Source organism: Kitasatospora sp. NPDC059747, from assembly GCF_042732955.1.
Taxonomy (GTDB): domain Bacteria; phylum Actinomycetota; class Actinomycetes; order Streptomycetales; family Streptomycetaceae; genus Kitasatospora.
In genome coordinates this window covers 1-18,731 of the sequence record NZ_JBHWGV010000152.1, presented here as the reverse complement: position 1 = coordinate 18,731, position 18,731 = coordinate 1, and the positions used below count along the sequence as shown (strand labels likewise).

The following is an 18,731-nucleotide window of genomic DNA, read 5'->3' as shown; positions in this document are numbered from 1 at the left end:
GCCGGGCACGGGCCGGGACCGCACCGTCCGCCCGGCCGCCGGCCGCCGCACCGGCGCGGCCCGCCGGGACGGCGCGGGGCGCGCGGAACTCCGGCGCGACCTGCGGCACCTGTGCTGGGGCGTGGCGGGCACGGTCGAGCCGTGCGAACTCGCGCTGGACCTGGAGCTCGCCGAGAAGGCGGCCTTCCGGACCCTCGGCTGCCTGCTGTACGGCATGGACCGCACCGCCGACGCCGTCTTCTGGTGGCGGATCGCCGCGCAGTACGGCGACCAACTCGCCGTCCACTGCCTGGCGGTGCACTACGCGGCCGAGGGCGAGGACGGCGACGCGGCCCGCTGGGCCGTCCAGGCGCAGGACCTCAGCGCCCCGGGCCGGCTGCCCGCCCTCTCCCCCGACGTGCGGCCGGACGGGGCCGCGGAGCTGGTGCGGCTGCTGGCGGAACGTTTCGACGGCGAGATCGTGCTGACGCTCCGGGAGATACCGGCCGCGGTGAGCCCACGGGCGGACGACGGCCGGCTGGGCGTGCGGGCGGTGCGGGGGAGGGGGCCGGCGCGGATCCGCTGACGACGACGGCCCCCGCCCGCCCGCACGTGACGTGGGGGAGGGCGGGGGCCGATCGCCGTGGGCAGCCGGTGGCTAGCCCTTCTTGGAGATGAAGTCGAACAGGCCGGCCGCCACGTCGTCCAGGTACGGACCGGCCTGGTACTTCAGCGCGTCGTTGCCGACCGACACGTTGCTGACCAGGGCCGGCTTGCCGTCCTTGGTCGACAGCCAGCCGCCGCCGCTCGAACCGCCGGTCATCGAGCAGCCGATCGCCAGCATCGGCGGGCGCGACGGGTCGAAGGACATCCGGGACGGCTTGCCGCCCGGGCAGTGGTTCAGCTCCAGCCCGTCGAACGGGGGAGCGGCCGGGTAGCCGTAGTTGGTGATGTTGAGCTGGTCGCGCGGGGCGTTGAACCAGACCGGCACCGCGCCGCCGACCGTCTCCTCCAGCGACTTGCCCGTGTCGTTCTCCGGCTTCACCCGCAGGATCGCGAAGTCGTACTGGGCGGCCGGGCCGACCTCGCCGCCCTCGGCCTCCCAGACCGGGGAGGTCACGTGGTTGACGGCGCCCCACTCGCCGTACGGCGCGTACTGCGAGACGTCGGTCGGACGCTTGCCGCCGCTGACGGCGCCGCCCGCGTTGAAGTCCGGGATGAAGACGATGTTCTCGTTGAACGTCGAGCCCTTGCCCTGGTGGGCGCAGTGCCCGGCGGTCCACACCAGGTTGCTCTTGCCCGGGTGCGCCGGGTCGGCGACCACGGTGCCCGAACACACGTAGTGCTGGCCGAGCTTGCCCGGGTCGAGGGTCGCGGCGCCGGGCTTGTCGAAGAAGATCTTCCCGAACACGGCCAGGTTCTTGGCGTACGGGTGGGCGTCCGCCTGGGCCTCGACGCTCTGCGGCGGGGTGTCGTTGCCGCCGTCGGCGGGCGGCTGGGTGCTCGCGCCGGTGGGCTGCGCGGTCGGCTGCGGGGCCTGGGTGGGCTGGCCGGTGGGCGTGGTCGCCGGCGGCTTCAGCTGGTCGACCGGCTTGGCGGCGAGGAGCTTCTCGACGGTCCAGTAGCCCTTGGCGACGGCCGGGGCCGCGTAGTCCTTGGCCCACTTCTCCCAGTCGGCGGTCTTCCACTTCTTGAGGTCGTCGAGGTTGGCCGGCAGCCCGAGCCCGGGCGCCTTGCCGCTCGCGGCGGCGGTGGCCGCGGCGCTCGTGGCGGCCGCGGTCGCGGCCGTGGAGGCCGCCGCGTCACTGGAGCTGTTGTCCGGCCCGCAGGCGGAGGTGGCGAGGAGCGTCAGCGTCAGCGTGGACGCCGCGAGGGCGGCGCGCGCGGTGCGCTGGGTACGACGTATCGATGACATGGACGTTCGTGTCCCCCGTGGATGTCGGCCCGGCGTCGTAACGGCAGCGCCGGGTATTGCGCAGAGGAGTATGTCATCAACCGTCAGACCCGCGCACATTCGGTCGAAGTGGTGGATACGGGCCACCGCGCGGCTCTTGGGGGAGCGGCGTCGTTCGGGAACGGCGGGTCTGCTCGGCTCGCGCGGGGTCTGCCCGGCTCACGCGGGTTCACGCGAGGCCGGTGAGGGCGTCGCCGAGGTAGGTGGTGCCGAGGACGGCCAGGACCGTCGTCGTGATCGCGGTGTGGTGGGCGGACATCCAGGCCTTCCACTCGCCCAGGGTGCGCGCGGAGCCGTCGCGGCCCAGGAGGTGCACCGCGAGCGGCAGCAGCGTGCACAGCGAGGCGATGAGCACCATCAACGTGCCGGCCACCGCCTTGCCCGCGCCGCTCGTCGGGCTCGCGGCGACGGAGGCGGCGCCGCCGACGGCCAGGACGACGTCCTTCGGGCTCGCGGCGGCGAGGGCCGCCCCGAGACGGGCCGATCGACCCGCGGTGAATCGGCGCACCGAGCGCATCCAGCCCGGCGGCGCGTTGACGTGGCCCTCGCGCGGCCGGTCCCGCCACTGCCCGAGCGCCAGCAGCACGAGCAGCGTGCCCAGCGCGAGCTTGAGCCAGGACGACCAGGTGGGCTCGCCGCCGGGGGCCGGCCTGCTGCCGGCCGTCACGACGACCGCCGCGATCGCACCCAGGGCGGCCGCCCGGCCCGCCGTCAGGGCGAGCGCGTTGGCGCGACCGCGCGGAGCGGCCAGCATGAGGATCGCCGCGATCAGCGGACGCGGGCCGATCGCGATGCCCGCGGCCGACGCCAGCATCGCACCGACTGCCTCACCCATCCCCGCTCCCGCTCTGGACGACGGGGTCCTCCTCCGTCCATGGTCCGCCCCGGGCCGCCGTGGGCACAACGTCGGCACGACGCCGGCACGAGGTCGCCACGACGCCGGCACGACGTCTTGCGCGGGTACGCGCGGGCGGCTTCGGACACGGCCGAGGGCCGTGGCACACACGGCGCCACGGCCCTCGGGCGGGGGAGTGCGGGGATCAGTCGTTGCCGGACTCGATGGCCGCCTGGTCGAGCGCGGTGGCCTCGGCCGCGACCGCCCCGGCGTCCTGGCTGGCCGCCGCGATCGGCGCCGCGCCGCCCGGGGCGAGCTCGCCGATCAGGCCGCTCCAGGGGGCGAGCTGACCGTGCGTGGCGTACTGCTCCAGCTTGCTGCGCGAGTCGGCGATGTCGAGGTTGCGCATGGTCAGCTGGCCGATGCGGTCGTCCGGGACGAACGCGGCGTCCACGCTGCGCTCCATCGACAGCTTCTCGGGGTGGTAGCTGAAGTTCGGGCCCTGGGTGTCGAGCACCGAGTAGTCCTGGCCGCGGCGCAGGCGCAGGGTCACGCTGCCGGTGACGGCCTGGCCGACCCACTTCTGCAGGCTGTCGCGCAGCATGAGCGCCTGCGGGTCGAACCAGCGGCCCTCGTACAGCAGCCGGCCGAGGCGGCGGCCCTGGGTGTGGTAGGTGGCGAGGGTGTCCTCGTTGTGGATGGCGTTGAGCAGCCGCTCGTAGGCGGTGTGCAGCAGGGCCATGCCGGGCGCCTCGTAGATGCCGCGGCTCTTGGCCTCGATGATGCGGTTCTCGATCTGGTCGGACATGCCGAGACCGTGCCGGCCGCCGATGCGGTTGGCCTCGTGCACCAGCTCGACGTCGTCGGCGAACACCCGCCCGTTGATCCGCACCGGGCGGCCGAACTCGAACTCGACGGTGACGTCCTCGGCCGGGATGTCGACGGACTGGTCCCAGAACGGCACGCCCATGATCGGGGCGACGATCTCGATCGAGGCGTCCAGGTACTCCAGGCGCTTGGCCTCGTGGGTGGCGCCCCAGATGTTGGCGTCGGTGGAGTAGGCCTTCTCGGCGGAGTCGCGGTAGGGCAGGTCGCGCTCGGCGAGCCACTCGGACATCTCCTTGCGGCCGCCCAGCTCGGAGACGAACCGCTGGTCCAGCCACGGCTTGTAGATCCGCAGGCTGGGGTTGGCGAGCAGGCCGTAGCGGTAGAACCGCTCGATGTCGTTGCCCTTGTAGGTGGAGCCGTCGCCCCAGATCGAGACCTCGTCCTCCTGCATGGCGCGGACCAGCAGGGTGCCCGTCACGGCGCGGCCGAGCGGGGTGGTGTTGAAGTACGTCTGTCCGGCGGAGCGGATGTGGAAGGCGCCGCACGCGAGCGCGGCCAGGCCCTCCTCGACCAGCGCGGCCCGGCAGTCCACGAGGCGGGCCTGCTCGGCGCCGTAGGCGCGGCCGCGCGCGGGCACGTCGGAGAGGTTCGGCTCGTCGTACTGGCCGATGTCCGCCGTGTACGCGTAGGGGACGGCGCCGTGCTCGCGCATCCACGCGACCGCGACGGAGGTGTCCAACCCACCGGAGAATGCGATGCCGATCCGTTCACCGACCGGCAGCTTGCTCAAGACCTTCGACATGCGTGCACCCCTGGACCCGCGGCGCGCGGGCCTTCGAACTAGCGACGTGTGGGACGTTTCGGCACTGGTGTCCGACACCGTCACCCTGGCATAGGTTTGCAGAGTAGCGCAAGACAATACGAAAGTGGCGGCCGGGTCCGCCCGGCGGACCGGTGCCGTCGGGCGGGGCCGCGGTGGTGGTCGCCGGGGTCAGGACTTGCGGCCGACGCCCGCGTACATCCAGCGGGTGGTGTTCGCGGTGGAGCCGTCCGGGCGCCAGAGCGGGACGAAGTCGACGCCGGGCTCCAGCAGCTCCCAGCCGTCGAAGAAGGCCTCGACCTCGGCCCGGCCGCGCCCGTTGATCTGGGACGTCGCGTTCTGCCAGGTCTTGCCGACCTCCTCGGCCCGCTGCGGGTTGCCCTCGGCGGTGCTGTGCGACACCAGCAGGTGGCTGCCCGGGGCGACTCTCTCGCGCACGGCCCGGACGGCGGACGCGGCCTGGGCGTCGTCGACGAAGTGCAGGACGGCGAGCATGAGCACGGCGACGGGCTGGGACAGGTCGATCAGGGAGCGCAGTTCGGAGCGGTCCAGCAGTTCCTCGATGTCCCGGAGGTCGCCGGTCAGGACGGTGGTGCTGCGGTTGTCCGCGAGCAGGGCCCGGCCGTGGGCGAGGACGATGGGGTCGTTGTCGATGTACACGACGCGCGCGTCCGGGGCGAGTTCCTGGGCGACCTCGTGGACGTTGCCGCGGGCGGGCAGGCCGGAGCCGATGTCGATGAACTGCCGGACGCCGGCCTCGACGCAGAGCCGCACGGCGCGGCGCAGGAAGGCGCGGTTCTCGCGGGCCGCCTGCGGGATGTCGGGCGCGGCGGCGATGGCGTGCTCGGCCGCGGCCCGGTCCGAGGGGAAGTTGTCCTTGCCGCCGAGCCAGTAGTCGTAGATCCGCGCCGGGTGCGGGCGGTCCGTCCGGAGATCGGTCGGGACGTCCGTCCCACTGGTGCCGTCGGTGTTGAACATCCGGTCCCCTCCACTGTGCTGAGCGGCTGTCATCCGGCGGGGCGGTGCAGCCAATCGAACGTCCGCGCATGATAGCGGCCGAGCTGCGGCGGGAGGTGAACCGCGGGTGCCCGTCGACTACCCGGCGGCCGCGCGGTGGAGGCGCCTGGGGGCGGCTCCGGCGGGTGCCCGGACGGCGCGCTTGCGCAGCCAGGGCCGGCGGGAGGCCAGCACGCCGAGGGCGAGGGCGATGAGGTGGCCCGCGTCGGCGAGTTCCTGGTCCACGGCCCAGGCCGCGGCGAGGGCGACGGCGAGCGCCGGAAGGCCGTACCGGCGCAGGGGTTTGGGGCCGAGGGCGAGCAGACAGGAGCCGGTGGCGACGAGGCCGTAGCTGATCCCGACGTCACGGGCGCGGGAGAGCGCGCCCGGGATGCCGGTGGTGATCATGACCCACATCGCGCCCTCGGTGAGCAGCGTGGCGCCGAGGTGCCCGAAGGCGAAGACGGCGCCCGCCCGGAGCGCGCCCCACCGCCACTCGGCGAGGCCGAGCACGGCGGCGACGGCGGCGATCCCGGCCCAGGCGGGGACGCCGTCGACCACGAGGCCGCTGGTGAAGAGGGTCCACCACTTGCCGACCTCCATGTGGTGGACGTTGCTGCTGTTGTGCCGGACGAAGCGGGCCCGGCCGGCGTGGCTCTGGCTCGCGAGCCAGGCGGCGGTCGCGGTCAGCAGCAGGACGTAGACGGTGGTCAGGCGCAGCCGCGCCAGCACGCGCAGCACCTTGTCGCCGCGGTCTTCCATCGTGCCTTCCGCCTTCGTCGTCCGACCGAAGCCCCGTGTCGGGCCCCTGCCGGTGTCCGGCAGTACGTTGGCAGCCTATCGGCGTGCGGAGGGTGCTCCGTCCCGTGCGGGCGGGCTCAGGTCGCGAGGCCGGGGAGCACCTCGGCGTGCGGGAGGCGGGCCAGGACGGGGCCCGGCAGGATCAGCTTGCCCCGGCGTCGGCCGCTGCCGATGAGCACGTGTGGGGCCTTGGCCACGGCCTCGTCGATCAGCAGGGGCCAGTGGGCGGGCAGTCCGACGGGGGTGATGCCGCCGTACTCCATGCCCGTCTCGGCGACGGCGGTGTCCATCGGCGCGAACGACGCCTTGCGCGCCCCCAAGTGCCTCCGCACCACCTGGTTGACGTCGAGCCGGGTGGTCGCGAGGACGACGGCGGCGGCCAGCGTGACCTCACCGCCGCGCTTGGCGGCGACCACCACGCAGTTCGCCGAGTATTCGAGCGGTGTCCCGTAGGTCTCGCAGAAGACGGCGGTGTCCGCCTTGTCGGGGTCGGTGTCCACGTACAGCACCGAGCGCGCCGCCTCCTGGCCGTCTTCGTGGGCGTCCCAGTTCTTCAGCGCGTCCGCGACGGGCGCTGCGAGTTCGTCGTGGACGTCGAGCGCCGCGCGGACGACGGGGAACCTGCCGAAGGGCGGGACGATCTGCTCGCTCATGGCCCGACCCTACCGAACCGCCGTCCGCGGGAGCGCGATCCGCTTCCGGGGACGGCAGTCCGGCGGTCGTGTCGGTTCCAGGGGTTCGCGGGGGTGATTCGTGGGGGTGAATCGCGGGGTGTTGATCAGGTGTCGGTGCGCTGGGCGACGCAGAGGATGTTGCCCTCGCTGTCCTTGAACCAGGCGGCGCGCATGTCGTCGCGCTCGGCGACGCCGTCGACGGTCTTCAGGCCGGGGAAGTCGTACTCCTCGAACGTGATGCCGCGCTCGCGCAGGGCGGCCATCTCGCCGTCGAGGTCGCCGACCTTGAAGCTGGCGAGCGTGTGGGCGGACTGGCCGCCGCTGGGGGTGTGGTAGATCGTGAACTCGGTGCCGCCACAATCGCACGTGAGCTGCTCCCCGTCCTCCCTGGTGAGCTTGAGGCCGAGCACGTCCGTGTAGAAGGCCTTGGCGCGGCCGAGGTCGGTGGCGGGGATGACTGCCTGCAGCGGTCCGTCTCCAAGCATGGTGGTTCGCCTCCTCCTGATTACCAGGCTAGGGAGGTGCGGGCGTGGCCGCGCGGCGGGCGGAGCGCTGCTGCGGAGCGCCGCTGTGGGGTGTGCGCGGGGTGTCGTCGGGACGTCACGCAGCGTGGGCGCGCACGCGCTCCGGCGATGCTTCACGCTGCCGGTGGCCACTCCGCCGGCACCCGTTCCAGGACACCCGCGCCGAACAGCTCGTACAACGGCAGCGTCTCCAGGTGGACGTAGCCGATGTGGCAGTCGCAGACCGGCAACGGGCAGGCGCGGGGGCGGAGTCGGGCGCGGTAGCTGCCGTCGTAGAGGTTCCCGAGGACGTCCCGGACGAAGTGGCAGCGGCGCACCGTGCCGTCGCCGTCCACCGAGAGCACGGACTCGCCCGTGCGGCAGGGGAGCCCGGCGCTCGGGTGCGCGTGCCGGCTGTAGCCGAAGTGCGGGTCGAGGGCGGCCCATTGCGCGGCCTCGGCGTCGGTGTACGTGCGGCCCTCGGCGGCGTTGATCCAGAGGTAGACGTGCGGGGCGAGCGCGGCGCGCAGGCGCCGCGCCTCGGCGAGGTGCTCGGGTTGGCCGACCACGCCGACGCTGTAGCGCGCGCCCAGTGCGTCCAGCTCGCGGCACTTGGCGAGGAAACGGTCGTGGGTGACCTGGCCGGGGTGGTAGGTGACCCACAGGGCGAGGCTGTCGAGGTCGGCCTCGGCGAGCCAGTCGGTGCGGCAGCTGAGGTTGGTCTGGATCGCGACGCGGCGGACGTGCGGGAGCCGGCTCAGCTCGGCCAGCGCGCGGCGGTACCACGACCGCACGAGGCCCTCGCCCCACGGGGTGAACAGCAGCGACAGCGTGTCGCCGGTGCCCGCCCGCCCGGCGGCCCAGGCGGTGAAGCGCTCCAGCGCGGCGCGGTCGGCGCGCAGCTGCTCGGGCGTGTCGCGCCGCTTGGCGAACGGGCAGTACGGGCAGTCGTAGTCGCAGGAGGCGAGCGGGCCGCGGTAGAGGAGGGTGAGGTCCCGCGGGGCGCCGGTGGTGGCGTCCGCCGAGTCGCCCGCGGAGTCGTCGGCGGGAGGTTCGGTGGCAGGCGGGGACGGCATGCCGAGGAACGTCATTTCGCCTCGTAGCCCGCCATCAGAGCCCGGACCCCGGGCGAGAACAGCATCGGCCCGGCGGCGTCCGAGTGCGCCAGTCCCTCCGGCGTGAGTACCAGGCGCGCATCGTCCCCGGCCAGCCAGCCGCGCTCGGCGAACTCGGCCAGCTCGGCGGGGAAGTCCTCGGCGGGCGTGCCGCCGAACCGGGCCCGGTAGTCGGCCAGCGGCATGCCCTGGGCCTGGAGCAGCGACTGGACGAGGTGGCGGCGGCGCGGCTCGTCGCCGGTCATGGCGTGTCCGACCTCGGCCCGGTGGAAGTCCGCCGTGGCGACGTAGTCGTCGATGATGCCGCGCACCTCGGTCGCGTTGACCGCGTAGTCGAAGGAGTAGTGCAGCCGCGACGTGTACGAGCGTGCCCCGCAGCCCAGGCCGACCATGCCGTCGGTCTGGCACGCGTACTCGCTCACGCCCGCCTGCGGGGACGCGGCGCGGCGGAACATCCGCATCGACACCTGCTCGTATCCGTGCGCGAGGAGGTGGTCCCGGCCGGTGCGGTAGAGCGCGAGCCGGCGGGCGTCCCAGGCGGAGAGGCTCTCCTGCTCGCCGCGCCGGGCCAGTCCGGTGAGCGGGCGGACGTACAGCGGGTAGAGGTACAGCTCCTCGGGCTGCCAGGCGAGCGCGGCGTCCAGCGAGTGCAGCCAACTGGCCTCGGTCTGGCCGTCGATGCCGTAGATGAGGTCGATGTTGAGCACCGGGAAACCGGCCGCGCGGATCCGGCCGAGGGCCGCCTCGACCTCGGCGCGCTTCTGCGGGCGGACCGCCGAGCGGGCCTCGGCGTCGACGAAGGACTGCACGCCCAGGCTCAGCCGGGTGGTGCCCCGGGCGGCCAGGATCTCCAGCCGGTCGGCCGTCGCGGTGGCGGGGGAGGCCTCCACGGACAGGGGTATCGCCCGCAGGTCGGCGCCCATGTGCCGCTCGGCGATGTCGCACAGCCGCTCCAGCTCGCCCGCCGTCAGGTACGTGGGCGTCCCGCCGCCGAACGCGGCCACCGCGAACCGGGCGTCGGCGTCCAGTGCCCCGCGGACGGCGTCGGCCTGGCGCTCCAGCGCGTCCAGGTACGCGGTGGTCAGGCCCTCCGGGCTGCCGATCCGGGTGAACAGGTTGCAGAAGCCGCAGCGCACCTCGCAGAACGGGATGTGCAGGTAGAGCGAGAGCGCGTGCTGCGCCTCGCCCGCCCACAGCCCGGCCACCGCCGGGCGCTCGGGCAGCGGACGGTACGCCGTCTTGTGCGGGTAGGCGTAGACGTACGACTGGTAGGGCGATTCGGTGCGTGGGGGTGCCGTCGTCATGCCGCGGGCTCCTTGGTGGTGCTCGTGCGGGGGACCGCGGTGTGGTGGGGGATCGTGGCGTCGCGGGGGACCGCGGAGCGGCGCGGGATCGTGAAGTGGGCGTACGGGACCGTCCAGACCACCTCGTGGCCGATCCGGTGGCCGGTGTAGCCGTCCTCGCCGTACGCGGTGCCGTGGTCGGAGCAGACGATCGTGAAGCACGGGCGGCGGGCGCTCATCGCCGCGAACAGGCGGCCGATGTGGGCGTCCACGTACTCCAGCGCGGCGGCGTGGCTGGCGCGCGAGTCGCCGTGCTCGCGGGTGGCGCCGGGCAGGTGGAACCAGTTCGGCTGGTGCAGCGCGGAGACGTTCAGGAACAGGAACAGCGGCTGTCCGGGGGGCTGTTCGGCGACGACCTGCTCGGCCCGGGCGACCTGCGCCTCGAACGACGTCGGCGAGGGCACGCCCATCTCCGGAGTCCAGTGGCTCTCCTGGAACAGGCCGGGGAGCACCGAGCCGAGCGGGCCCTGCTTGTTGAAGAAGCCGACACCGCCGATGCACACCGTCCGGTAGCCGGCCGCGCCGAGCGCGGTCGGCAGGTAGGGGGCGTCGAAGACCCAGGTGCGCGGGGCGGTGCTCTCCGAGCCGGCGAAGCGGGCCGCGAACAGGCGCGGGTGCGGGCCGCCGGGCGCGGCTGGGGTGGGCAGGAAGCCGGCCAGGATCGCCTGGTGGGAGGCGTACGTGAAGCTGCCGGGCGCGTGGCGGCGCTCCCAGCGGCCGCCGGGCAGGTGCGCGGCGAGGTGCGGGATGCGGCCGGCGGCGGCGAGCTCCTCGGCGACGTCGAAGCGGAGGGTGTCGAGCGTGACGAGCAGGAGGTCGTGGGTGCCCACGACGGCGTTCATGTCGGGGTCCGGGTGGGAGTGCGTGCCGGGCGTCTGGTGATTCATCGTTCTGTCGTTCCGGGGTGGGCGGCGGTCAGGGGGGCGGTCAGGGCGGCCAGCTGGGCGGCGTAGGTGTCGAGGCCCTCGGCGGGGCCGCCGGGCAGGCCGGTGAGGTCCGGCAGGAGGTCGCCGAAGGCGTTGACCTCGCCGACCACGGCGCGCCGCCAGCCCGTGACGGGCAGGACGTCGACGCCGACCATCGGCGAGCGGGGGAAGCAGGCGGCGGCGCGCTCGGCCGTCTCCAGGAGGGCCGGCCAGGCGGGCCCGGCGGCCTCGCGGGCGAGGTCGAGGCTGCCCCGGGCGCCGCCGAGGTGCAGGTTGGTCATCGGCTGGGCGCTGGTGCGCACCACGGCATGGGTGGCCCGGCCGGCGACCACGACGACCCGCAGGTCCGCCGAGCGGCCGGACTGCGCCGCCTTCGGGACCCACTGTTCGACGTGCAGCCCGTCCGGTGCGAGCCGGTCGACGATCGCGGCCACCTCGGCCTCGCCGCGGTAGCGCCGCACCCGCAGCGAGTTGTGCAGCTCGCCGCCGGCCGGCTCGACGGACGTGGTGGCCTGCACCTGGCCGCGCGGGCCGAACTCCAGCGCCACCACCCCCGAGGCGGAGGAGCCGTGCGCGGGCTTGACGAAGACCCGGTGCAGGCCGGCCCCGCGCACGCGCTCGCGCAGCTCGCCCCAGCCCGTCAGGCCGGTGGTGTCGAGCGCGCGGGGCACCGGCACCCCGGCGGCGGCCAGCGCCGCGTGCGCCCGGCGTTTGTCGAACATGACGGCGATCTCCTCGGGATCGCCGATCAGCCGCACGCCGGGTCGGGCCGCCAGGGCGCGCAGCGCGGACATCACGCCCGCGTACCAGGCGGCCGTGCCCTCCACGCGGGTGGGCGCGTAGGACGGGCCGAGTGCCGGGCCGCGCAGCAGTTCGTCCACCGCCGGCTCCTCGCCGGGCGATTCGATCCGCAGCAGAGCGCCCTCGGGCAGCCGGTACCCGCCGCGCAGCACGTCCAGCCAGGGCAGGACGGCGGGCTCGGGCAGGCCGGCGGCCCGGGCCGCGGCGGCGAACAGTGTCACCCGCCGGTGGCCCGGATTGCCGAGGACGGTCAGCCGCGTCGTCATCGTGCCGTCACCCGCCCGCTACTCGGCCACCGCGACGTAGCGCTCGTCGGGGTCCTCGTCGGCGTCCTCGGCATCGCCGAGGTCGATCTCGACGTCGGGGAGGGCCTGGCGCAGGCGCTGCTGCATCTCGTCGGTGAGGTAGTGGTGGTGCAGGTCGAGGGCGCGGAGGTGGGTGAGCGGCTGGCCCTCCAGCAGGGCCGCGGCGCCCTCGTCGGTGAGCACGCCCATCGACAGGTCGAGCGATTCGAGCCGGGCCACGACGGGTGCGTGCGCGACGGCCGCGGCGATCTCGTCCTGGAACTCGCTGTTGGCCAGGCCGAGGTGGCGCAGCGCCGGCAGCCGCGTGCCGTCGAGGAATGGCGCGAGGTCGTCGAGGGTCGCGTCGCCGCCGTACTCGTCCACGCCGAGCCAGAGCACCAGGCGCTCCAGCGCGGGCAGTTCGCAGGCGCCCACGGCGCGGACGACCTCGGCGGGCAGGCCGCCGGCCTCGAAGCGCAGGGACCGGAGCCGGTCGTGGCGCACCGGCTTGAACGCCAGGCCGGTGCCGCCGCGCACGGTGAACTCGCGGAGGGCGGGGAACGCCGTCAGCAGCGGGGTGACGTCGCACATCTCCAGCCAGGAGATCTCGCACTCGTCGAACGTGACGTCGCCGAGGAAGAGCGCCTCCAGGGCGGGCAGGCGTTCGGCGGCGTCGGCGAGGAGGCCGACGGCCTCCTTGACGGGTTCGTAGTCCCGCTGCCACCAGGAACCGATCACCAGTGCCCGGACGGCCGCCGGGTCGACGGTGTCGAGGAACGTCTCCCAGAGGGCGGCGAAGTCGTGCGGGGCGTCGTACTCCAGGGAGAGCCGCCACGCGACGGCGCCGGCGGCGGGCCGCTTCGCGGCGCCGGGCTCGAAGTCGTGGATCGGCAGCTCGTGGAAGCGCCCGGGGTGGTGGTCGACGGTCATGTCCGCTCCTGGCGGGGTCGGGTGGTGGAGGGTGGTGGTGACGGCTGCTCGGCCGGGGCTATTCGGCCACGGCGACGTAGCGCCGGCGGCCGCCCGGGTCGCCGCCGCCGGAGAGGTCGATCTCGACGTCGGGGAGGGCCTGGCGCAGGCGCTGCTGCATCTCGTCGGTGAGGTAGTGGTGGTGCAGGTCGAGGGCGTGGAGGTGGGTGAGCGGCTGGCCCTCCAGCAGCGCGCCCGCGCCCTGGTCGGAGAGGCCGCCCATCGACAGGCTGAGCGATGCGAGCTGGGCCACGACCGGCGCGTGGGCCACGGCGGCGGCGATGTCGTCCTGGAACTCGCTGTTCTGCAGGCCGAGGTGGCGCAGCGCGGGGAAGCGCGAGCCGTCGAGGAAGGGCGCGAGGTCGTCGAGTGTGGCGTCGCCGCCGTAGTTCTCGACGCCGAGCCACAGCTCCAGCCGCTCCAGCGCGGGCAGTTCGCAGGCGGCGACGGCGCGGACGACCTCGACGGGCAGGCCGCCCGCCTCGAAGCGCAGCGCGGTGAGCGCCTCGTGGCGCACCGGCTCCAGTTCGAGGTCCGTGCCGCCGCGCACCACCAGCTCGGTGAGCCGGGGGAAGGCCGTCAGCAGCGGGGTGACGTCGCACATCTCCAGCCAGGAGATCTCGCTCTCCTCGTAGGTGATGTCCCCGACGAACAGCGCGCGCAGGGCGGGCAGCCGGTGGGCCGAGCCGGTGATCGCGGCCAGCGCGTCGTCGCTGAACGGCTCGGGGCCTTCGGTGAACCACTGGCCGATCACGACGGCCGTGACCCGGGCGGTGTCGACGGTGTCGAGGAACCGCTGCCACCGCTCGCCGAAGGTGCCCTCGGAGTCGTAGTCCAGACCGACCTTCCACGCCACCGCGGTGGCCTGCGGCAGTGTTCCGGCGGCCGCCTCCTCCCGCTCGACCGCCTCGGCGAAGTCGAAGACGGGGAGGCCGTGGAACTCCTCGATGTGGTCGTTGACGGTCATGGCGCTGCTCCTCGGGTGTCGGGCCGAACACGTGTCTACCAGTCGGGTCCGACAATCCGCCGCAGCGGGGGCACCCGTGAGCGCGCGGGCCCCGGCCGCCGGGGGCCGGAACCGTCCGGTCAGGATGCCGCGATCGCTGTTCGTCGGGGGGCGAAGCACCGGTTCCGCTGCGCCGGAAATGGCCTCTCGCGTAGGCGATTTCACGTTTCGACGAGTTCCGTCCGAATTCTCCCGTGAGGTTCCGATGCGCATCCAGCACCGCAGATTCCGCGTCGATGTCAGACCCTTGCCCTATGTTCCGGTTGTGGCTCCGGAGAGTGACGGTGGAGCCTCGGGTTCCGGCGTTCGCCGGTGTCCGTCGTGCAGTGGGGGAGGAGAGCCGATGTACCGCCAGGGTGACGTGCTGATCGTGCCGGTCGGGGAGGCCGCCGTGCCGGCGCGGGTGGCCGGGCTGGCCGTGCAGCCGCGGGACGCCCGCGGCCGGATGGTGCTCGCCCTCGGCGAGGTCACCGGCCACGCGCACGCCGTCGTCGGGCCGGGGGCGCTGCGCCGCGAGGCCGGGCCGTTCGGTGCCGGCTGGCTGCACCTGCCCGAGGGCGGGCGGGTCGTGCACGAGGAGCACGCGGCGATCCCGCTGCCCAAGGGCTGGTACCGGGTGGTGCGCCAGCGCGAGTACGCGCCGGGCGCGGTGCGGGTGGTCGCCGACTGACGCGCCCGCACGGCGGTCGGCCGGTGGACGGAAGGACGGTACGGACGCAGACGGCCGGGCGGGGAGCCCGGCCGGGATCGGAGCACGTGATGGAGAACAGCGCGACCCACCTGGTTGTCGGGCCCGCCGAGGCGACGGCCCGTTGGCGCGCGGCGGCGGCCGCCACCGGCCCGGACGACCGCGCGGCGGCCGAGCGCGCCGTCCGCGCCGCCTACCGCGCGGCCGGGCTGCCAGAGCCCGCCGGCGTCCGCTGGTACGGTTCGCCGCTCGCCGCCGCCGAGGCGGCGCTGGAGCTGCGGGAGGCCGGCGCGGTGAGCGTCCGCGAGGCCGTCCGCACCCGGGCCTGGGAGGAGGCCCGGAGGCGTGCTGTCGAGCAGGTCGGTGCGGCCGGCTGGGCGGCGCACTGGGCGCTCACCGGCGGCGAACTCGGCCCGGTCACCACCCCGCTCGCCGACCGCGTGCGCAACGCCGTCCTCGACCGGCTCGCCCCCGAGACCGATCCCGGCGCGCCGTCCGACGACGAACGGACGGCCCGTGCCCGGCGCACCACGGTCCGCCTCGCGCTGCTCGACGCCGTCCGCGGACCGCACGACGCGCCCTGGTTCGCCGCCTTCGAGGCCGCCGGGGCGCTCGACGGCGCCGTCGCCCCGCTGGCCGAGGCCGCCCGCACGGCCGGCTGGTGGTGGCCCTACGAGGACGTCGTGCTGATCAGCGAGCGGCCCGTCGAGCTCCACCGCGACGAGGCCGGCCGCCTCGACCGCGCCGACGGCCCGGCCCTCGCCCACCCCGACGGCTTCGCCCTGTACGCCTGGCGCGGCATGCCCGTCCCCGCCGAGTTCCTGGCCGGCCTGGCCGACATCACCGTCGAGCGGATCCGCACCGAGGAGAACGCCGAGCTGCGCCGCGTCCTGCTGGAGCACTACGGCTACGACCGCTACCTCGCCGACGCCGGCGCCGAGCCGCTCCACCGCGACGAGACCGGCGTCCTGTGGCGGATCGTCATGCCCGGCGACGAGCCCGTCGTCATGGTCGAGGTCGTCAACTCCACGGCCGAGCCGGACGGCACCTTCCGCACCTACTGGCTGCGGGTGCCGCCCAGTACCCGCACCGCCCGGGCCGGGGTCGCGTGGACGTTCGGCATACCCGAGTCCGAGTACCACCCGCAGCGCGAGACCTGAGCCGCCCCGCCCCCCCCCGCCGGACCAGCCCTTCTGGGCCGCTCGTCTGGCCGCCGCCGGCGCGGCCCCGCGACCGGTCCCGTACGCCGACCTGACGGCGGAGCGCCTGGCGGCAGCCATTCGCCTGGCCGTCGACGACCGGACGCACCGCACGCGTGCGGAGGCGGCGGCCCGGCGCATGGCGGGCGAGCAGGGCGCGGCCCGCGTGGCCGAGGCGGTGGCGGCGCTCGTGGACGGGAGGCGATGAGCAGAGGCGCGGAGCGATCCGGCGATCCGGGGGGGCAGCCGCAGCCGCCGGGCCGCCGGCTCAGGTCAGGGCACGCGGGCGATGAGCACCGGCTGGAAGAAGCCGGTCTCCTCCGGCGGGGCCCAGGTCGGGTCGATGAAGCCCGCCTCTGCGGCGAAGGCGGTCAACTGGGCCTGGGTGAGCGCCCAGTAGGTGGAGCGGTGTACTTCGGTGCGCCACTCGCCGGTGGCGTCCGGGGCCATCCGGAAGAGTTCGAGGTTGTAGCGCTCGCCGTCCTCGTGCCAGTGCCAGAGCTGGAAGATGACGGACCGCTGGCCGTCGCGTTCGGCGGTCTGGGGCGGCGTGGAGGTCGGGCGCCCGCGGCGCAGGTCGTCGTAGGGACGGGTGGTGAGGAGGAGCAGGCCGCCGCTGCGGAGGGTGCGGCGCATGTCGGTGAGGGCGGCGCGGACGTCGTCGGCGGTGAGGAGGTGCGGGAGCGCGTTGTCGGCGCACACGACGACGTCGAACGTGGCATCGGGGAACGGGAGCCGGCGCATGTCGGCAGCGGCGGCGGGCAGCCGGAGACCGCGGCCGGCGGCCTCACGGGTGGCGCGTGCGGCGGCGGCCGGGCTGAGGTCGGTCCCGGTGACGTGATGGCCGAGGGCGGCGAGCCCGATCGCCTGGGTCCCGATGCCGCAGGCACAGTCGAGCACGGTGGCCGGTCGGTCGCCGAGCTGGTCGCCGAGCCGACCGCGGACGAGGCCGTCCAGGGCGGCGCCCTGCCGGGCGACGGAGGCCTCCCAGTCCGGGTAGAGGAGGTGGTAGCCCGCCGCGAACTCGTCGTAGAACCGGCCGGTGGGGGATCGGCTCATCGACATGCGGGCTCCTCGGGCGGAGGCAGGCTCGAGTACCGGGCGCTGTTGGCGTTGAGGTGGGCGAGGTAGTATGTCCTGCCGTCGTGCTCCAGCTCCATCGGCGGCGGTTCCGGGACGGTGGCCAACGCTGCCGTGTAGTGGCCGTCGAGGCGGACCTCCAGGCGCGGGACGTTGTGGTGGGTCGCGAACTCCTCGGCCCGCTCGGCGGTCCACAGACCACGGGGCTCGCCGGGGCCCTGTCGGGTCAGCGCGCGCAGCAGGGCGGGGCTGAAGACCTCCTGGGACCGGAAGTTCTCCAGGTGGCGCATGTCGGTGACGAGCGTGACGTACCGCCGGCTGTTGTCCCGGTGCCGCCCGGCGACCACGACCTGGCCGCCGCCGAGGTCCCAGCGCGGCGGGGCGATCCACAGCTTGGCACCGGGCGCGAAGTGCTTCAGGCCGCGCTGGAGGTCCAGCCCGCCCCTGCCGTGGGTGGTTTGCCCGGCCACGTTGGCCACCACGCAGTGGCCGTACGGAGGTTCTTCGGGCTGCTGGTTCGACATGGGATCATCCTCTCCCGGTCGAGGGGCGGAGGACAGCGGTTTTGGACACGATCGAGTTGCCGGAGGGGTCCTGGTGGGACTGGGACGTGTTCTCCTGGCGGCCTGGGCGGTTGCGGCTGGCGGCCGGGTACGACCTGGGCTACCACCACGGGCTGGAGCTGGTGTTCGACGATCCCCTCTACGTCGCGTGCCCGGCGGACTTCCACGATCCGGTGTTCCGCGCACCGACGCCGGAGGAACTGCGGCTGGTCGAGCGGAGCTGCGGTGAGGTGCCGGCGGTCGTGGTCGCGTTCGAGGCGGACGCCGGCGGGGCGCAGGACGTGTCCGGGCTGATCGCGGCGGGCGGGTTGCGGATCGTGCCGGGGTTCGTGAGCAGGATCAGCGCGGCGGCGGGGGCCTGACGGCACGACCGGCTGGCCGGGCAGCGGCGTGCGGGCGAGGATACGGGCATGCGCACCTTCGAGGATCTGATCGCTGAGGCCGCGGCGGTGTCCGTGGACGGCTGGGACTTCTCCTGGCTCGACGGGCGGGCCACCGAGGAGCGGCCGTCCTGGGGTTACCAGCGCTTGCTGGGCGAGCGGCTGGCGCGGGTCGACGCGGCGCTCGACGTCCAGACGGGCGGTGGTGAGGTGCTGGCCGGGGCGGGGAACTTCCCGGCGGTGATGGTGGCCACCGAGTCGTGGCCGCCGAACGTGGCGCGGGCGACGAAGCTGCTGCACCCGCTCGGCGCCGTCGTCGTGTCCGACCCGGACGAGCCGCCGCTGCCGTTCGCGGACGGGGCGTTCGACCTGGTCAGCAGCCGGCACCCGGTGAAGGCGCACTGGGCGGAGATCGCCCGGGTGCTGCGGCCCGGCGGCACCTACCTCGCGCAGCACGTCGGCCCGGCCTCCGGCTTCGAGCTGGTCGAGTACTTCATCGGCCCGCAGCCCGAGGCGCGCAGGAGCCGCCGCCCCGAGGACGAGAGCGCCGCCGCGCGGGCCGCCGGGCTGGAGGTCGTGGACCTGCGTTCGGAGCGGCTGCGGATGGAGTTCTTCGACGTCGGCGCGGTGGTGTACTTCCTGCGCAAGGTGATCTGGATGGTCCCGGGCTTCACCGTCGAGGCGTACCACGAGCGCCTGCGCGAACTGGACGCGCTGATCCGCACGGACGGGCCGTTCGTCGCGCACTCGGCCCGCTTCCTCATCGAGGCCCGGAAGGCCTGAGCCGGCAGGGCCCGAGCCCGGAAGGCTCGAACCCGCAGGGCCCGAACCCGCAGGGCCCGAACCCGCAGGGCCCGAACCCGCAGGGCCCGAGCCCGGAAGGCCTGAGCCCGCAAGGCCCGAGCCCGAGTGACCCCGAGCCCGGCGCACCCGCCGCGGCGCGCGGCCGGGCGCGCCCCGGGGCCGCGGCGGAACAGCGCCCCCGAG

19 protein-coding genes and 1 pseudogene are annotated in these 18,731 nt (G+C 74.5%); 5 read left to right on the top strand and 15 right to left on the bottom strand.

From position 1 onward, the window contains the following. Positions 1-565: pseudogene (locus tag ACFV4G_RS38820) on the top strand (hypothetical protein); the annotation flags it as partial. Positions 566-637: 72 nt separating this feature from the next. On the opposite strand, the gene ACFV4G_RS38815 reads toward ACFV4G_RS38820, so the two are convergent. From ACFV4G_RS38815 to ACFV4G_RS38755, 13 genes are all read right to left on the bottom strand, one after another. Beyond that, entirely contained in the window at positions 638-1,894 is a 1,257-nt protein-coding gene (locus ACFV4G_RS38815) for a hypothetical protein (RefSeq protein ID WP_380447489.1), read from the bottom strand. A 208-nt stretch (positions 1,895-2,102) separates the two neighbouring features. Continuing rightward, positions 2,103-2,768 carry a GAP family protein gene (locus tag ACFV4G_RS38810; RefSeq protein ID WP_380447487.1) on the bottom strand — a complete coding sequence of 222 codons (666 nt, stop codon included), beginning with the start codon at positions 2,766-2,768 and terminating at the stop codon, positions 2,103-2,105. Between the two features lie 205 nt (positions 2,769-2,973). After that, on the bottom strand, positions 2,974-4,398 hold the full coding sequence (gene argG, locus ACFV4G_RS38805; protein WP_380447485.1) for an argininosuccinate synthase: 1,425 nt from the start codon (positions 4,396-4,398) through the stop codon (positions 2,974-2,976). 189 nt (positions 4,399-4,587) lie between these two features. Continuing rightward, complete coding sequence (locus ACFV4G_RS38800) at positions 4,588-5,394, bottom strand: SAM-dependent methyltransferase (RefSeq protein ID WP_380447483.1); 807 nt, start codon at positions 5,392-5,394, stop codon at positions 4,588-4,590. A gap of 117 nt (positions 5,395-5,511) precedes the next feature. Beyond that, on the bottom strand, positions 5,512-6,174 hold the full coding sequence (locus ACFV4G_RS38795) for a rhomboid-like protein (protein ID WP_380447481.1): 663 nt from the start codon (positions 6,172-6,174) through the stop codon (positions 5,512-5,514). A gap of 116 nt (positions 6,175-6,290) precedes the next feature. Then, positions 6,291-6,866, bottom strand: coding sequence for a YbaK/EbsC family protein (locus ACFV4G_RS38790; RefSeq protein ID WP_380447479.1), 576 nt, complete (start codon positions 6,864-6,866; stop codon positions 6,291-6,293). Between the two features lie 125 nt (positions 6,867-6,991). Further along, positions 6,992-7,372, bottom strand: a complete 381-nt coding sequence (locus tag ACFV4G_RS38785; RefSeq protein WP_380447477.1) for a VOC family protein — start codon at positions 7,370-7,372, stop codon at positions 6,992-6,994. Positions 7,373-7,524: 152 nt separating this feature from the next. After that, the gene (locus ACFV4G_RS38780) at positions 7,525-8,466 is read right to left on the bottom strand and encodes an STM4011 family radical SAM protein (RefSeq protein WP_380447475.1); all 942 of its coding nucleotides are present in this window, start codon (positions 8,464-8,466) and stop codon (positions 7,525-7,527) included. A gap of 11 nt (positions 8,467-8,477) precedes the next feature. After that, positions 8,478-9,809, bottom strand: a complete 1,332-nt coding sequence (locus ACFV4G_RS38775; protein ID WP_380447473.1) for an STM4012 family radical SAM protein — start codon at positions 9,807-9,809, stop codon at positions 8,478-8,480. After that, entirely contained in the window at positions 9,806-10,690 is an 885-nt protein-coding gene (locus tag ACFV4G_RS38770; protein ID WP_380447493.1) for an STM4013/SEN3800 family hydrolase, read from the bottom strand. The genes ACFV4G_RS38775 and ACFV4G_RS38770 overlap by 4 nt, the downstream gene beginning before the upstream one ends. A gap of 41 nt (positions 10,691-10,731) precedes the next feature. Next, positions 10,732-11,841: an STM4014 family protein gene (locus ACFV4G_RS38765; RefSeq protein ID WP_380447472.1), complete on the bottom strand. Its 1,110-nt coding sequence runs from the start codon at positions 11,839-11,841 to the stop codon at positions 10,732-10,734. Positions 11,842-11,859: 18 nt separating this feature from the next. Next, on the bottom strand, positions 11,860-12,789 hold the full coding sequence (locus ACFV4G_RS38760) for an STM4015 family protein (protein WP_380447470.1): 930 nt from the start codon (positions 12,787-12,789) through the stop codon (positions 11,860-11,862). Positions 12,790-12,847: 58 nt separating this feature from the next. Further along, entirely contained in the window at positions 12,848-13,795 is a 948-nt protein-coding gene (locus ACFV4G_RS38755; RefSeq protein ID WP_380447468.1) for an STM4015 family protein, read from the bottom strand. Positions 13,796-14,177: 382 nt separating this feature from the next. On the opposite strand from ACFV4G_RS38755, the gene ACFV4G_RS38750 reads away from it, so the two are divergent. Both ACFV4G_RS38750 and ACFV4G_RS38745 read left to right on the top strand, forming a co-directional pair. Continuing rightward, positions 14,178-14,504 carry a hypothetical protein gene (locus ACFV4G_RS38750; RefSeq protein WP_380447466.1) on the top strand — a complete coding sequence of 109 codons (327 nt, stop codon included), beginning with the start codon at positions 14,178-14,180 and terminating at the stop codon, positions 14,502-14,504. Positions 14,505-14,593: 89 nt separating this feature from the next. Beyond that, the gene (locus ACFV4G_RS38745) at positions 14,594-15,682 is read left to right on the top strand and encodes a DUF6745 domain-containing protein (RefSeq protein WP_380447464.1); all 1,089 of its coding nucleotides are present in this window, start codon (positions 14,594-14,596) and stop codon (positions 15,680-15,682) included. Positions 15,683-15,994: 312 nt separating this feature from the next. Here the strand turns inward: ACFV4G_RS38745 and ACFV4G_RS38740 are convergent, their stop codons facing one another. Both ACFV4G_RS38740 and ACFV4G_RS38735 read right to left on the bottom strand, forming a co-directional pair. After that, entirely contained in the window at positions 15,995-16,780 is a 786-nt protein-coding gene (locus tag ACFV4G_RS38740) for a class I SAM-dependent methyltransferase (protein WP_380447491.1), read from the bottom strand. After that, positions 16,777-17,325: a hypothetical protein gene (locus tag ACFV4G_RS38735; RefSeq protein WP_380447462.1), complete on the bottom strand. Its 549-nt coding sequence runs from the start codon at positions 17,323-17,325 to the stop codon at positions 16,777-16,779. The genes ACFV4G_RS38740 and ACFV4G_RS38735 overlap by 4 nt, the downstream gene beginning before the upstream one ends. 41 nt (positions 17,326-17,366) lie before the next feature. Here ACFV4G_RS38735 and ACFV4G_RS38730 point away from each other — a divergent pair, with 41 nt between their 5' ends. Beyond that, a complete protein-coding gene (locus ACFV4G_RS38730) occupies positions 17,367-17,726 on the top strand; it encodes a hypothetical protein (protein WP_380447460.1) in 360 nt (119 codons plus the stop codon). Positions 17,727-17,774: 48 nt separating this feature from the next. Next, positions 17,775-18,527, top strand: a complete 753-nt coding sequence (locus tag ACFV4G_RS38725) for a class I SAM-dependent methyltransferase (RefSeq protein WP_380447458.1) — start codon at positions 17,775-17,777, stop codon at positions 18,525-18,527. The last annotated feature ends 204 nt before the right edge of the window (positions 18,528-18,731 follow it).